The following is a 14,015-nucleotide window of genomic DNA, read 5'->3' as shown; positions in this document are numbered from 1 at the left end:
GTGCGCTGGGGCTTTTTGATGCGCGGGCGGCAACGGCAGCCAAGACGAACCACTCGCCAAAAAAAACACCCTGTGCAGGGTGCCTGCACAGGGTGTTGGGGGATTGCCTAGGCGGGGGTCAGAAGTCCCAGCGGGTCGACAGCATCACGTTGCGGGGGTCGCCGGAGTAAGACGAGGTGTAGAACCCGATGTTGGTGTAATAGCGTTTGTCGAACACGTTGTTGACGTTGATCGTGGCCGAGAGGTTTTTGCTGATCTGGTAGCGCGCCATCGCGTCCACCAGCCAGTACGGGTCTTGGGAAAACCGCTGGGTCACATCCTTGCCGCGGTTGTAGACATCCTGCCAGACCTCACCCTGCCAGCGCGCGCCGCCGCCGAGGGTCAGCTTGTCGAGGGCGCCGGTCAGCTTGTAGCTGGTATAGAAGTTCAACTGGTCCTGAGGCTCAAAGGTGGAGAATTTCTTGCCGTCGTCATCGCGGATCACCTTGTGGGTGTAGCCCGCCTGCACCTGCCAGCCTGGCGCCAATTCGCCGGAGATCTCGGCTTCATAACCCTTGGTCTTGGCCTTGATGCCCATGTAGGCCCACTCGACGGGCGAGTTGGCCGGCATATTGTTGTTGTACTCGGTGTCTTCCTCGGCCCGATTCGATTCATGAATCTCGAAGTAGGCGAGGCTGGCGTTCAAGCGGCCGTCATAGAACTCGCCCTTCAGACCCAACTCGTAGTTCTCGCCCTCGTCAGGCTCGACCATTTTGTTGTTGCGGTCGGGCCGCAGCATCTGCGGCATGAAGATCGAGGTGTAGCTTGCGTACACCGAGAAATTCTTGTTGAGGTCGTACACCATGCCGGCATAAGGGATGACCTTGCCGGTTTCCCGCGAGTCGTTGGTGCCGGTCAGCCGGTAGTCGGCCAGGCGCGAACCGAGCAACAGCGACAGGTCGTCGGTGAGGCTCAGGCGAGTCGAGAAGTAGACGGCCGCCTGGCGGGTGATGTCGTCTTTCTCGTGGGCCGGGCCCCATTGCGGTTCGAGGCTGTCACCGTCCCACTCATAGAGCGGGAAATTATTGCCGTCCCTGTACGTTGCTTCGTAGCCGAAATAGTCGTTGCCTTGCCAGTGCGAGCGCGAGACCGAGGAGCCGACGACCAGTTGATGCTCCCGTCCACCCAGGCTGAACGGCCCGGAGAGGTAGAAATCACCGTTGTTGCTGATGGTCTTGCCGGTGTACTTGGAGGCATAGACCGACGCCCGGTCGCTGGAATTCAGCATGGGCGATGCGTAACCCAGCGGCGCGTTGTAGCCATTGAGCTGGTTGCTGTAGTTGGCCTTGGCGATCCAGCCGTTATCCAGGGCGTGTTCCAGGGTGGCGAACACACTGCGGCTGTATTGCCCCCAGCTGCTCCATTTCGGGCCGTTGTTGTAGCCGCGGTTGAAGCTGATCTCGTTACCGTTACCATCGAACAGCGAACGGCTGCCCGACCAGCTGGAGCCTTTCGGGTCGTTGTTCTGGTAGTCGGCGCCGACGGTCAGCAGGGTGTCGGGCGTCAGGTCGAATTCGAGGATGCCGTAGTAGACATCCGTCTTGCGTTCATAGTGGTCCATGAACGAATGCCGGTCCTGATGCACCGCCACGGCGCGCCCGCGTACGTTGCCGCTGTCGGTCAGCGGGCCGCTCACGTCCAGCTCCGAGCGGTAGTTGTCCCACGAGCCGGCACCCAGGCTGACATGGCCCTTGAACTCGGCAGTGGGTTTCTTGCGCACCAGGTTGATGGTACCGCCAGGGCCGCCTGCGCCGGTCATCAGGCCGGTAGTCCCCTTGAGCACTTCGACGCGGTCGTAGATCGCCATGTCGCTGAGGGTCTGGCCGGCCGAGTAGCCGTCGTTGCGCGTGGTCGGCACGCCGTCGTACTGGAAGTTCTGGATCGGGAATCCGCGTGCGTAGTAGTTGGTGCGCTCGCTGTCGAAGGTCGACACGGTGATGCCCGGTGTGTGACGCATCACGTCGTCAATGCCGTTGAGGCCGAAGTCGTCCATGGTCTGGCGGGTGACCACGGAAATCGACTGGGGCGTTTCCCGTGGTGTCAGTACCATCTTGGTGGCAGTGGCGATGGTGCCCGGCGTATAGGAGCCGCTGTCCTCAGTGATGGTGCCGAGCTGGTTGGCGTTGATCTGGGTGGCCCCCAGCTCCACGGCGCCCGTGCCCGAGCTTGGCGCGTTGATGATCATCGAGCTGCCTTGCAGGCTGTAACTCACGCCTGTCCCCCCCAGGAGGCGCTCGATTGCTCGTACCGGGTCCATTTTGCCGCTGACCGCCGTGCTGTGTTTGTTCTGCACGGTTTCCGGGCTGTACAGGATTTGCAGGTTGGTCTGTTGACCGAACACCTGCAGCGCAGTACTCAGTGGTTGCGCCGGAATGTTCAATTCGAATTCTTCCGCCTGCACATAACCTGCTACGGGCAGGCTGATCGCCAGCGCCAGGGCGTTGGGCAGAACGTTGAATTTCAAAGCCCGCCGCATGGAAAGTGCGGTGCTCAATGGGCTGAGGGCAAGCCGTACGGGCATGGTGTGTTTCTCTTTTTAAGTGTTGGCAGATAGGTGGTTAATGCGGTTAATTCTCATTGCTGCATATGAGACGTTCCCACTCGCATAAACCGGAAAAATTTATGCGGGCTCCAGTTCTGCCACGACTTTCCCTGCGCTCAAGCGCACCAACTGATCGGCGATATCGAAATAACGATCGTCATGGCTGATCACGATGATGGTCTTGCCCAGGCGCTTGAGGTCCGGCAGCAGCTCGGTGTAGAACACGCGGCGGAACGCCGGGTCCTGGTCCGCGGCCCATTCGTCGAACACCAGCACCGGGCGTTCTTCGAGCCAGGCATTCACCAGTGCCAGGCGCTTGCGCTGGCCGGTGGAGAGGTCGGTGGTGCTGAACACGCCGTCCTTGACGCTGACCTTGTGCGCGATTTCCAGGCGCTCCAGGTACTTGGCGGCGCTGTCCAGCGACTGGGTGGCGCTGCCCTGGACCAGGTCATCGAACAGGTAGTAATCGGCGAATACCGTGGTGAACAACTGGCGGTAATCGTCGCGTGCCGGGTCGGTCACGGTGTCGCCGTTTAGGCGGATTTCGCCGGCGTGGGGTTGATAGAGGCCCAGCAGCAGCTTGATCAGGGTGGTCTTGCCGCAGCCGTTTTCGCCAACGATAAACACGATATCGCCCTGCTTGATGCTCAGGTTGATCGGCCCCAGGTGAAACGGCTGGCTACCTTCCACCGGCGGCGGGCTGTAGGTCACACCGCGCAGCTCAAGGCTGTTGACCACCGGGCTCGGGGCTTCGCTGCCGTCCATCAACAAATGGGGCTCGGGGGACGAGAAGCGCTCGGACAGTTCGGTGATCCGCGCAAACGCAATGCGCGCCTTGCCGATGATCGGCAGGTAACCCACCACATGTTCCAGCGGGCCTTTCATGTACAGCAGCACCAGCACGAAGCCGGTGATCACCGCAGGGTCCGGGTTGGGGTTGTAGGCCTGCATCGCCAGGGCCAGGCCGATGACCACGAAGAACAGCATCGAGCCAAAGGTCTTGGCGACGATATAAATGTTCACCGAGCGCACCTGGATATCGCTGATGCGGTCGGCGGTCTCCTGGATGCGGTGGGTGTTCATGCGGTAGCGCCGTGGCCGGTGGATGCGCAGCTCCTTGGCACCCGAGGCGATCGCCGAATAGTAGCGTTGCAGTTCGTCTTCCTGGTCGCGGGCTTCGTCGAAGCCACGGATGCCCTTGGCGCCGGCGATGAATTGCACGCTGCTGCCGATGATGATCGCCACGACCATCATCAGGAACATCGGCACCGACAGGTACGCCAGGTAGCCCAGGCAGCCCAGGGTCACGGTGGTCGCGATGGCCAGCGGGGTGAAGGCGAAGGAAAAATCGCTGATGGTGTCGACGTCATGGGTCAATACCGGAATCAGCCGGTGCGAGCGGTACTGTTCGATCTGCTCGATGGGCGCCGACAGCACCTTCTCGCCGAGGTCCTTGCGCAGCGCGGCAATGATGCGTTGGCCGACGTAGTTGGTGCCGATATCCGAGACAATCGAGCTGGTCAGCGCCAGCAGGCACAGCGCGGCAAACGTCAGAATCACGCCGTGCGTCATGCCGGTGGCGGAGTGCAGGGCGTTATTGATGGTCGCCAGCAGCAACGTGATGGCCAGGCCGCCGGCCATGCCCAGGGCGACGGAGACCGTCACGATGGTGCGAAAAGGCCTGAGCAATGCGAGCAAACCCTTGAAGGCGCCGCGCTTGGGGTCGGTCATAAGTACTTCCCGGAAAGTGAATAGAGGGGGCTGGGCACACAGACCCTTACCCATGACAAACGAAGGATTGGCGCGACTATTTAGCTCGGCGTGCCCGGCGGGGACGGCGGCGGATAAATTGCCCGGCGCCTGGTTCGTTCTTGTTGAGTAGGCGCACGCGTATGGGCGCGTGCCTGATCTATCCAGCGAGAGCGAAACAATGACGAAAAAGAATCTGGTGTACGTGTGGTCCCTGCGCAATGCCGCCGCCGACAAGGCCGGGCAGCCTGTGGCCTACAAGGACCATGAGCGCTACATGAAGTCGGTGCTGGAGTTTCTGGTGGGGTCGCTCAACGACACGCCGCTGGGCGAGGCCTACAACCTGGTAGGCGTGGTGTACGACGATGACGAGCAGAACCCGCGTGACCAGCAGCTGGTCAGCGACTACGGCTTTGCCTACCAGCCGGGCCGCCAGTGGCTGTACCCGGCCGACCTGCGGGTGCAGGGGCGCCTGGTCAACGATCTGCTGCTGAGCGTGCCGTCCACCTACCGCCGCCTGCCACGCGGCAGCGCCGAGCACATCGCCGGCAAGCAGGATTTCGAACGCCGCCTGCATGACACGTTGGTGGAGTTGAAGGCCGATATCGTGGTGCTCGATGGGCTACTGGTGATCCTCGATGAACTGGTGCGCCCGGGTGCGCCGTTTGCGCGTCGGATCATGAACATTCATCCGGGGATTACCCGCATCGAGTCGCCGTACGAGCGTCGTGGCGCCTACGCCACCTGGAATGCCCTCTACGGCGCGCGCGGGTTGACTGTCACGGACTGGGTCACCAAGGCCACCACCCCGTCCGAGCCGCTGTACCTGACGGGTGCGTCGTTCCACTACGTGGACAATGGCATCGACTCCGGCGAAGTGTTCCACGACGTGCTCAAGACCGAGATTGCGCCGGACGACACCATCCTCGAACTGCGCTGGAACAACTTCAACAACAGCCTATTCCCGGCGTTGCATGAAGGATTGGAGTTGTTGGCGCAGAAGGGTATCTAAAGCGGACACGGTGCCAACTGTGGGAGCGGGCTTGCTCGCGAAGGCGGTGTGTCAGTCGCTGAAGAGGGTGGCTGATCTACCGCCTTCGCGGGCAAGCCCGCTCCCACATTTGACATGTATCCAAGGCTGGAATGGGGTTTGCCACCCGCCAATGCCAGTGCAGCACCTTGGCCGTCAGCCCTAACACCGATCAAAACTGTGGGAGCGGGCTTGCCCGCGAAAGCGGTGTGTCAGTGGCTGAAGAGGTTGGCTGATCTACCGCCTTCGCGAGCAAGCCCGCTCCCACATTTGGGGTGTATTTCAAGGTAGGAGCTGGGTTGTGCCTTCAGCTCAAATGCTGGTGCAGCACCCCGAATCCCAAGCCCAAACAGCAATCAAAACTGTGGGAGCGGGCTTGCCCGCGAAAGCGGTGTGCCAGTCGCTGAAGAGGGTGGCTGATCCACCGCCTTCGCGAGCAAGCCCGCTCCCACACTGGATCTCCTGTGTTGTCAGAGATCGCGCACTACCCGAAAACCGATCCAGTCTCCGCGCGTCTGCGGGAAAATGTTGTTGCGGTTGCCCGAGCGCGAGAACACGGGCGCCTCGCCCCAGTCATTGCCGCGAATCTGGTAACCCTCGCAGTTCGGCTCCATCCATGCACTGCCATCGGTCGGCGCGCCGATGTAGTTGGGGTGCTCGCAGTCGGCAACCCGTTCGTATACGTTGCCGTGCATGTCGTACATGCCGAATGCATTCGGCGGGTAGCTGCCCACCGGCGAAGAATAGCTGTAGCCATCTGCCGGGCCGTAGGTGTTGGCGTGCTCGGCAATGCTGTAGCCCTTGCCTTCATCGAACGGGAAGGGGAAGGGCCCGGTGGAGCCGGCGCGGGCGGCGTATTCACGCTGGGCTTCGCTGACCATGTGGTATTGATGGCCGGTCTTTTTCGATAGCCAGGCCACGTAGTGCTTAATGTCGTCCATGTCCATACACACCGCCGGTTGGCGCGGGCCCTGCGGGTAGCGTGGCTTGCTGGCGATACATTCGCGGCCGGGGCGGGTGTCGCCATCGGCGATCTTCACCCCGGTCTGGCGGATATAGCTGTCCCATTCGCCGGCGGTGATATGGAAGCGGCTCATGGCGAAGGGCTTGGCGAAGGTCACGTCGTGCATCGGGCCTTCATCCGGCTCGCGGCCGACTTCATCTTCCGGCGTGCCCATGGTGAAGGTGCCGGCGGGCAGTACCACCATTTCCGGGCAGTCCTTGCAGTCCTTGAATACTTTGCCGGGTTGCGGCGTGGCGGCCTGGGCCAGGTTGGGCAGCAGCGTAGCGCACAGGGCGGTGAGCGCCAGGGCGCCCAGGGGCTTGAGTCGGGATGGATTCATGTGGGCATCTCGTTCAAAGGAAAAAGGGCGGGCCTCACGCCTGCTGGTTCAGTAGGGTCATGAAGCGCTGGATCTCTTCGCTGGAATTGAGCAGGCCCGGGGCGGTACGGATCACCGGGCCGACATCACGGTCCACCGCGTCGATGACCACACGGTTTTTCATCATGTAGGCCGCCACGGCATCACTGTCCTGGCCCTTGACCCGAAAGAAGGTAAAGCCGGCCGACAGCTCGGGGCTGCGTGGGGTAACCAGTTCGATCTTCGGGTGCGTTAGCAGTTGATCTTTCAATTCGCTGTTCAGCGCATGGATGCGCGCCTGCACCTGCGCCTTGCCCAGTTGCAAGTGCAGCTTGAAGGCCTCGTCCGCTGCCCAGCGATGCTCGAAGGCGTGGAAGCCACCAGGGGTCATGATGGTGGCGAAGTCCTTGTCCTCGGAGAAGGTCGGCACCATCGGCGTCACGTACTTGTTCTCGGGGTCGCGGGCGCACACCAGGCCGGTGCCGCGCGGCCCGAACATCCACTTGTGGGTGCCGGCGATGAAGAAGTCGCAGTGCATGTCCGGGAAATCGAGGTTCTCCACGCCGAACCCATGCACACCGTCGACGATATAGAGGATGCGGTCCTTGTCATCACGCTGGCGGTTGTGTTCCTCGACCAGCTTGCCGATCTCGCCGATGGGCAGCTTCACGCCGCTGCCGGACTGTACCCAGGTCATGCCGAGCACGCGGGTGTTGGGGCGGATATTGCGTTGGATATTGCCCAGCACTTCATCGGCGGACACCCGGTGGGCATCGTCGAACAGGCGAATCTTGCGGACCTGGGTCTGTTCCTTGCGTACGCGAAAATCCAGGCTGAACTCGGTGGCGTAATGCTCGTGCACCGTGGTCAGGATCTCCTGGTCGGCGCGCACCTTGATCCCGCCATAGATCATCGCCAGGCCTTCGGAGGTGCTGCCGGTGAGGGCGATCTGCGCGGGCGTGGCTTTCAGGTAGCGGCCGGCCCATTCGCGGACCTGGCCTTCGCGCTTCCAGGTCTCCTGCAGGTCCCAGTCCATCGCCAGGCCCGGGTTGCGGTCGATCTGTGCGCGGTAACGTTCAATGGCCTCGCGCACCGGCCTGGGGTGCGAGGCCACCAGGAAGTTGGAAAAGTGCAGGTAGCTCGGGTCCTGGTTGAACAGTTGCTTGAATCCCGTCCATGGGTCGTTCGTGCTGTCGGCAGCCATTGCCTGGGGGAGCAGGGCGGTGCCCAGCGGCAGGCTCGCGGCGAAAACACCGGCCTGCTTGAGAAAAGTACGGCGGTCGGTCATGGACATACTTCTAGGTGATTAGCGGTTGGCCAAGGGTTTGGCAGCTTTTTGGACCTGGTCCCACACGCGCAGGAAGTTGCCTCCCCACAGCTTGGCGATATCGGCTTCGGAATACCCACGCTGAATCAGTTCGGCGGTGACGTTGCGCACTTCCCCAACGTTGTTCCAGTCCTGGATGCCGCCGCCGTCGTTGAAGTCCGACGCCAGGCCGACGTGATCGATACCGATCTTGCGCACGGTGTAGTCGATGGCGTCACCCAGGTCCTTGAGGGTGGCCTTGGGCTCTTCGTCGAGGATCGCGTACAGCGCGCCGGCGTACTCGCCGAACTTGTGTTCGGGCCAGGCGGCGATGATCGCGTCGCCCGGCATCAAGGCCACGGCCAGGTTGGGCAGCGGTGGCAGGTCGAAACGGGCGCGCAGGGCGTTGAGCTTGTCCTGGGTCGGCTGGCTCAGCGGGCGCAGGTAAGCGGAGAAACCCACGATCTGCACCACGCCGCCGCTCTGCTTGATCAGTTGCAGTTCCTTGTCGCTGAGGTTGCGCGGGATATCCACCGCCGCGCGTGGCGCCGAGTGCGATGCCACCATCGGCGTACGGCTCAACTGCGCCACCTGCTCCAGGGCCTTGGTCGACATCTGCGACACGTCGATGATCACGCCGAGGTCATTCAGGCGGTGCACCGCTTGCTTGCCGATGTCCGAGAGGCCGTCGAGGGCGTCCACCGAGTCATTGAAAAACGGCAGCGGGCGCGACGAGTCGGACCAGGCGTTGTTGCCCACATAGCTGAAGCCGAACATGCGCATGCCGCGTGCAGCCCACAGGTCCAGCTGGTTGAGATCGTTGCCCAGCGGGTAGGCGTTGAGCATGCTGATGAAGATCGCGAACTTGCCCTCGCCATGCAGGCGCCGGAAGTCGTCCGGGGTGTAGGCGATGCCGACCTGGTTGGGGTAGTCGCGGACCATGCCACTGATGATTTTGTAGCGCACTTCCTGTTCATTGCGCGCGGCTTCGACAAAACCGTCGGTGGGTTTGTGCGGTGCGTTGGGGCCGTTCCAGATTTCCGGCCAGCCGAAGATCGTCAGGGCGGCACCGGACAGGCGTCCGCGTGCGGCCTTGGCCAGGTCGAACTGGCCACTGCCGTCTTTGTCGGCCTCGTTGCCGGCGGTGCCGAAATCCACCGGCACGGTGATATGGCTGTCGAACGACAGCAGCCGGTCCTGCATTTCATTCGCCTGCTTGATGACCTCCAGCGGATAGCCGGCATTGCCCTTGAACCAGTGATCCCAGACCAGGAAACCGGCCCCGGCGCCGATGGCCAGTGCCAGCGGCAGGCCGATATACAGCGCCTTTTTCGAACGTGGTTTTGTCATTGCCATCTCAGTCAGTTGAGGCCTTCGCTATCAGGGAAGAACGAGTGATGGGCGCGCAAATTTAGGCGCCGCCGACAGCGCGGTAAATTTCCCTGGGCTGCAAACGTTCTAGCTCTGATAAAGCCGTTTCCTAAGGTAGACAATGACCATCTCTCGACGTGGGTTCATCGCCGGCCTGGCGCTCACCGGCGCCGCTGTGCCGGCGGCCTTTTATGCCCATCGCGAGCTGACGCGCGAAGAAGAATTCCCCATCACCCCCGGCGAAGCCACGGTGGCGCTGGCCGATACTGCCGGCCAGCACCTGGCCAACACCTTGCGTGGCGTGTGGAGCCTGCGCCTGGAAGGTCGCGACGCCGGCCTCAAGGGCCTGCCGCTGCAAGGCCTGGAGCTGCTGCTCGACATTGCCCCGCGTGGCCGCGGCGTGCGTGGCTACCTGGACACTGCCGCTAACCTGCGCGCTGAAGGCGAGCCACGCTACCGTGTACTCGGTGACTTGGTGAGCGGCGAGAGCGCCTTGCTCTATTGGCGCCTGATCGACCGTCATTCCGCCGACGGCAGGCCCGCCTATGAATTCAAGATGACCCTCGACCAGGTCTGGGCGGACTTTGCCAACGCCGGCAGCAGCACCCTCAGCGGGCAGATCCTCGACCTGGATCGCCCGCTGGCATTGACCGAGCGCGACAACCGCTTTATTGCCCACAAGCACTGGTTTCCCGAAGCACGCCAGCGTATCGGCCTCAACCCGACGCTGCTCGCCTGGCTGATCGCGCCCGAGCACCGCCTGTTTCACCAGCTGTGGCACGCCACCCGGGACCAGTGGCACAAGCTCTCCGAAGAAAAGCGCGAGGCCCTGCGCGGCATCGGCTGGCAACCCGGCCCACGGGGCAAGGAACGTGACGCGCGTGGCAAGCACAAGGACCGCAACGGCTCGGGCATCGACTTCTTCTTCATGCATCGGCACATGCTCGGCACCGCGCGCTCAATGCAGGATTTGCCCTCATGGCCGCAATTCCCCGCGCCGCAACCGCCCCTTGAGCGCGATCGCCTGGGCTTCCTGCGGTACTTCGACAACCACGATGGCTTCGCCCTGCCGCCCACCTGGTGGGCCGCGGATGACAGCGATTACACCCAGTGGGTCAGCGACATCAAGGCCGCCGAGACCTATCACAGCAATTTCCAGGTCTGGGAATCCCAGTACCGCGACCCGCGTTACCTGGCCAGGTTGAGCCTCGGCCAGTTGGGCTCGGAGATGGAGCTGGGCCTGCATGACTGGCTGCACATGCGCTGGGCCTCGGTGCCCCGTGACCCTTCCAACGGTGCGCCCGTGCCCCTGGCCCGCGACCCGGCAGACTTCGCCCCGCGCTGGTATGCGGCGGAAAACGACTTCCTCGGCGACCCGTTTTCGTCCCACGTGAACCCGGTGTTCTGGCACTTCCACGGCTGGATCGACGACCGCATCGAAGACTGGTTCCGCGCCCATGAGCGTTTCAATCCCGGCGAGGTCAGCCGCATGCAGGTCAACGGCGTGGCCTGGTTTGCGCCGGGGCGCTGGGTCGAAGTCGCTGACCCGTGGCTGGGCCCGGACACCCATGGCTGCAGCACCACGCCGGGACTGCAGATGGGCAAGTCGATGGAGATGGATCCGGAGACCATGAAGCTCGCGCTGCGCATCACCTTCGGTGCCGAGGACGATGCGCTGCTGGGTTTTTTCAAGCGCGTGCCGAAGCGGCCCTGGTATGCGCGGCATTTAAAGGTCAAGGCGCGCGAAGCCTGACCCTTGTCGCTGCCTGACACCGCGCCATTGCTGGCGCGCCTGCGCGTTAAAACCACACCGCTGTTCAGCCCGATCCCAGGGCTGGCGCCGGAATGCGGCGCGGCTGGATCCGATCGAGGCGTTGGCGCGCGATTGAGTGCCCGAGGTGGCGGTGATCTGTGGCGGGCAGGGCAAGCCTGCTCGCCCCAGAGGGTGCCTAAGGGGCTGTTTCATCCTTGGTGGCATACATCCACCGCAACAACGAGTGCCGCCCGCTGATCCCCAGCTTGATCGCCGCGCGTTTGAGGTAGCTCTCGATGGTGTTGACCTTCAACGCCAGCTGCTCGGCCAGTTCCGGTGCCGTGCGCCCGGCCAGCAGGCCCACGCACACTTCCAGCTCACGGTTGGACAAGGTCAATCCCGACTGCACCAGCCGCTCTTCGATGCGCCGGCGCAGGGTGTCGATGCCCTGGTTCTGCGCGGGCACCGGGTGGCTGTCCTGGCGGCACGGGTGGAGCGCGGTGATGTGTTTTTCGACCATGGGCAGCAGTAGTGTGGAGAAGTCCTGCAGCATGCTGCGTTCCTGCGGCGAAAAGCTTTCGGATTGGTGCGAGCGGTACACCGAGAGCACGTAGCGCACGTCGTCCTTGTGGCGGGTAAGGTGCAATTGTGCAGCCGGTTGTTCCACGCCCAGAGTCGCCACGGAGTCGGTATAGACCGGGCTGATCTGGCGACGGGTGTGGCCTTCGTGACTGACGCGCAGTTGGGTGATATGGGTGGCGTCCACTGCCAGTTGGGTGAGGATCAGGTCATGCAGCATGCGTGGGAAATGGCGACTGCCGGTGCTTGCGATGACCTTGCCTATATGTGGGAACAGGTGTGAGTTCATCAGTTCGTCCATGAGTTTCGGGTGCAGGACGTATGCTAGTACAGCCTGACGGGGTGATGGGGATCCAATCCGCAAAAAGCCGCATTAGACCCCCTACAGCCCGCGTAAGCCCTATCTCACAGACTGCGACGCCAACACCGGCTGCCGGGGCAGGGCGCGGGTGCATTTGGCCAGGGCCTGCTGCACGTCCGCCAGCAGGTCGGCAACATCCTCCAGGCCGACCGACAGGCGCACCAGCCCTTCGCTGATGCCATGGTGCGCGCGCTGCTCGGGGGTGTAGGTGGAATGGGTCATGCTCGCCGGATGCTGGGCCAGTGACTCGGCGTCGCCGAGGCTGACCGCGCGGGTGAACACCTTCAGCGCATTCATGAAGCGCCGGCCGGTGTCGATCCCGCCCTTGAGCTCGAAGGCGATCATGCCGCCGGACATTTTCATTTGCTGCTGCGCCAGTGCGTATTGTGGGAAACAGCGCAGGCCCGGGTAGGTCACCGACTCCACGGCCGGGTGTGCCTGCAGGGCTTCGGCCAGCGACTGGGCGTTGCTGCAATGACGGTCCATGCGCAGGGCCAGGGTCTTGAGGCCACGCATCAGCAAGGCCGCGTCCTGCGGCGACATCACCGCACCGGTCAGGTCCTTGAGGCCTTGCAGGCGGATGCGCTGGGCCAGGGCCTGGCTGCTCACGGCGATACCGGCGGTGATATCGCCGTGGCCGCTGAGGTACTTGGTGGCCGAGTGCACGACCACGTCGGCGCCGAGGTCGAGCGGGCGTTGCAGGTAGGGCGTGCAGTAGGTGTTGTCGACCACCACGGTGATATCGCCATGTTGATGGGCGAGGGCGGCCACGGCGGCGATATCCACCAGTTGCAGGTTGGGGTTGGCCGGGGTCTCGCAATAGATCATGCGTGTGGCCGGGCTGATTGCCGCTTGCAGGGCGGCCAAGTCAGTCAGGTCGACGTGCCGCACCTTGATGCCGAACTCGCCGATGCCGTGATGCAGCAGGGCGAAGGTGCAGCCGTAGACGGTCTGGCCGACGATCACCTCGTCACCGGGGCGCAGCAGGGTCCAGAACGTCGCGGCAATCGCACCCATGCCCGAGCTGAAGGCCACTGCCGCCTCGCCGTTTTCCAGGCTGGCCATGCGTGCTTCCAGGAGTGCCAGGGTCGGGTTGGAAATACGCGTATAGAAGTACCCATTGGCTTCGCCGGCAAAACACGCGGCGCCGTATTCGGCGGTGGGAAAGGCGAACGTCGCCGACAGATAAATCGGCGGGACAAGCGCGCCGTGGTGGTCCTTGGGGTCGTAGCCGTGGTGGATGGCGCGGGTGGAAAAGCCGAATGCATTGTGTTTATTGTTCATGTCGGACGCTCCTTATTTCCTACAATGCTATGCTCATAACCAAAGATGAACATTGCAAAGTTTGCTGCCAAATCCCGCGTACCGGGATGAAAACCCGATAAAAACAACAATCAGAGGCAAGATATGCCCGTGAGTCTCGATCGTACCGACAAGGCCCTTTTAAACGCGCTGCAAGGCAATGCGCGCCTCACCGTAGCCGAACTGGCCGAGCGGGTGTCCCTCACCACCTCGCCCTGCTGGCGCCGCGTGCGCAACCTCGAAGAGAGCGGCGTGATCAGTGGTTACCAGGCGATCCTGTCACCCAAGGCACTGGGGTATGGCGTGACGGCGTTTGTCAGCATCATGATGGACAGCCACACCCAGGAAATTGCCCGCGCGTTTGAACAGCGGCTGCTTGAAATCCCGGAAATCGTGGCGTGTCATAACGTGTCGGGGCGGTATGACTTTTTGCTTGAAGTGGTGGCCAGGGACCTTGAATCGTTCGGGGAGTTTGCGCGGGAGGTGTTGCAGACGCTGCCTTGTGTGAAGGAGATTTATTCGAGTTTTTCCTACAAGTCGGTGCGGGCTTTGCGGGTTATTCCGTTGCCGGGGTGACGGCTCGGGCCTGGTTACGATCTTTTATTTGGGTCACGGCTGCTAT

General features: G+C 62.7%; 10 protein-coding genes. 3 read left to right on the top strand and 7 right to left on the bottom strand.

Annotated features, from left to right (window positions below; all coding sequences use genetic code 11):
* Positions 1 to 118 precede the first annotated feature (118 nt).
* Positions 119 to 2,560 (bottom strand): TonB-dependent siderophore receptor, encoded by a 2,442-nt coding sequence (locus NTD80_RS16360; RefSeq protein ID WP_262134298.1) that lies wholly within the window; start codon positions 2,558 to 2,560, stop codon positions 119 to 121.
* A 99-nt stretch (positions 2,561 to 2,659) separates the two neighbouring features.
* Complete coding sequence (locus NTD80_RS16355) at positions 2,660 to 4,312, bottom strand: cyclic peptide export ABC transporter (protein ID WP_262134297.1); 1,653 nt, start codon at positions 4,310 to 4,312, stop codon at positions 2,660 to 2,662.
* A 199-nt stretch (positions 4,313 to 4,511) separates the two neighbouring features.
* On the opposite strand from NTD80_RS16355, the gene NTD80_RS16350 reads away from it, so the two are divergent.
* Positions 4,512 to 5,342, top strand: coding sequence for a N(5)-hydroxyornithine transformylase PvdF (locus tag NTD80_RS16350; protein WP_106804291.1), 831 nt, complete (start codon positions 4,512 to 4,514; stop codon positions 5,340 to 5,342).
* A 488-nt stretch (positions 5,343 to 5,830) separates the two neighbouring features.
* Here the strand turns inward: NTD80_RS16350 and NTD80_RS16345 are convergent, their stop codons facing one another.
* The 3 genes from NTD80_RS16345 to pvdM are packed head-to-tail and all read right to left on the bottom strand — an operon-like array spanning position 5,831 to position 9,377.
* A complete protein-coding gene (locus NTD80_RS16345; RefSeq protein WP_106804290.1) occupies positions 5,831 to 6,703 on the bottom strand; it encodes a formylglycine-generating enzyme family protein in 873 nt (290 codons plus the stop codon).
* 34 nt (positions 6,704 to 6,737) lie between these two features.
* Positions 6,738 to 8,009, bottom strand: a complete 1,272-nt coding sequence (locus NTD80_RS16340) for an aminotransferase class V-fold PLP-dependent enzyme (protein ID WP_262134296.1) — start codon at positions 8,007 to 8,009, stop codon at positions 6,738 to 6,740.
* A gap of 18 nt (positions 8,010 to 8,027) precedes the next feature.
* On the bottom strand, positions 8,028 to 9,377 hold the full coding sequence (gene pvdM, locus NTD80_RS16335) for a pyoverdine-tailoring dipeptidase-like protein PvdM (RefSeq protein ID WP_262134295.1): 1,350 nt from the start codon (positions 9,375 to 9,377) through the stop codon (positions 8,028 to 8,030).
* Positions 9,378 to 9,519: 142 nt separating this feature from the next.
* On the opposite strand from pvdM, the gene NTD80_RS16330 reads away from it, so the two are divergent.
* Positions 9,520 to 11,151: a PvdJ/PvdD/PvdP-like protein gene (locus NTD80_RS16330; protein ID WP_262134293.1), complete on the top strand. Its 1,632-nt coding sequence runs from the start codon at positions 9,520 to 9,522 to the stop codon at positions 11,149 to 11,151.
* Between the two features lie 196 nt (positions 11,152 to 11,347).
* Here the strand turns inward: NTD80_RS16330 and NTD80_RS16325 are convergent, their stop codons facing one another.
* Both NTD80_RS16325 and NTD80_RS16320 read right to left on the bottom strand, forming a co-directional pair.
* Positions 11,348 to 12,019 (bottom strand): helix-turn-helix transcriptional regulator, encoded by a 672-nt coding sequence (locus tag NTD80_RS16325; protein ID WP_262134292.1) that lies wholly within the window; start codon positions 12,017 to 12,019, stop codon positions 11,348 to 11,350.
* Positions 12,020 to 12,130: 111 nt separating this feature from the next.
* Positions 12,131 to 13,375 carry a methionine gamma-lyase gene (locus NTD80_RS16320; protein ID WP_262134291.1) on the bottom strand — a complete coding sequence of 415 codons (1,245 nt, stop codon included), beginning with the start codon at positions 13,373 to 13,375 and terminating at the stop codon, positions 12,131 to 12,133.
* A 123-nt stretch (positions 13,376 to 13,498) separates the two neighbouring features.
* Here NTD80_RS16320 and NTD80_RS16315 point away from each other — a divergent pair, with 123 nt between their 5' ends.
* Positions 13,499 to 13,969, top strand: a complete 471-nt coding sequence (locus NTD80_RS16315; protein ID WP_065910374.1) for an Lrp/AsnC family transcriptional regulator — start codon at positions 13,499 to 13,501, stop codon at positions 13,967 to 13,969.
* The last annotated feature ends 46 nt before the right edge of the window (positions 13,970 to 14,015 follow it).

Origin of the sequence: Pseudomonas sp. 13B_2.1_Bac1 (assembly GCF_025466155.1) — a bacterium.
GTDB classification, from domain to species: Bacteria; Pseudomonadota; Gammaproteobacteria; order Pseudomonadales; family Pseudomonadaceae; genus Aquipseudomonas; species Aquipseudomonas aylmerensis.
Note: the sequence above shows the minus strand (reverse complement) of the source record. Positions and strands in the feature narration are given on the sequence as shown.

Bases quoted from the DNA above. Each gene is read 5' to 3' on its own strand.
- NTD80_RS16360 (WP_262134298.1), bottom strand. From the start codon at position 2,560: ATGCCCGTACGGCTTGCCCTCAGCCCATTGAGCACCGCACTTTCCATG.
- NTD80_RS16355 (WP_262134297.1), bottom strand. From the start codon at position 4,312: ATGACCGACCCCAAGCGCGGCGCCTTCAAGGGTTTGCTCGCATTGCTC.
- NTD80_RS16350 (WP_106804291.1), top strand. From the start codon at position 4,512: ATGACGAAAAAGAATCTGGTGTACGTGTGGTCCCTGCGCAATGCCGCC.
- NTD80_RS16345 (WP_106804290.1), bottom strand. From the start codon at position 6,703: ATGAATCCATCCCGACTCAAGCCCCTGGGCGCCCTGGCGCTCACCGCC.
- NTD80_RS16340 (WP_262134296.1), bottom strand. From the start codon at position 8,009: ATGACCGACCGCCGTACTTTTCTCAAGCAGGCCGGTGTTTTCGCCGCG.
- pvdM (WP_262134295.1), bottom strand. From the start codon at position 9,377: ATGACAAAACCACGTTCGAAAAAGGCGCTGTATATCGGCCTGCCGCTG.
- NTD80_RS16330 (WP_262134293.1), top strand. From the start codon at position 9,520: ATGACCATCTCTCGACGTGGGTTCATCGCCGGCCTGGCGCTCACCGGC.
- NTD80_RS16325 (WP_262134292.1), bottom strand. From the start codon at position 12,019: ATGAACTCACACCTGTTCCCACATATAGGCAAGGTCATCGCAAGCACC.
- NTD80_RS16320 (WP_262134291.1), bottom strand. From the start codon at position 13,375: ATGAACAATAAACACAATGCATTCGGCTTTTCCACCCGCGCCATCCAC.
- NTD80_RS16315 (WP_065910374.1), top strand. From the start codon at position 13,499: ATGCCCGTGAGTCTCGATCGTACCGACAAGGCCCTTTTAAACGCGCTG.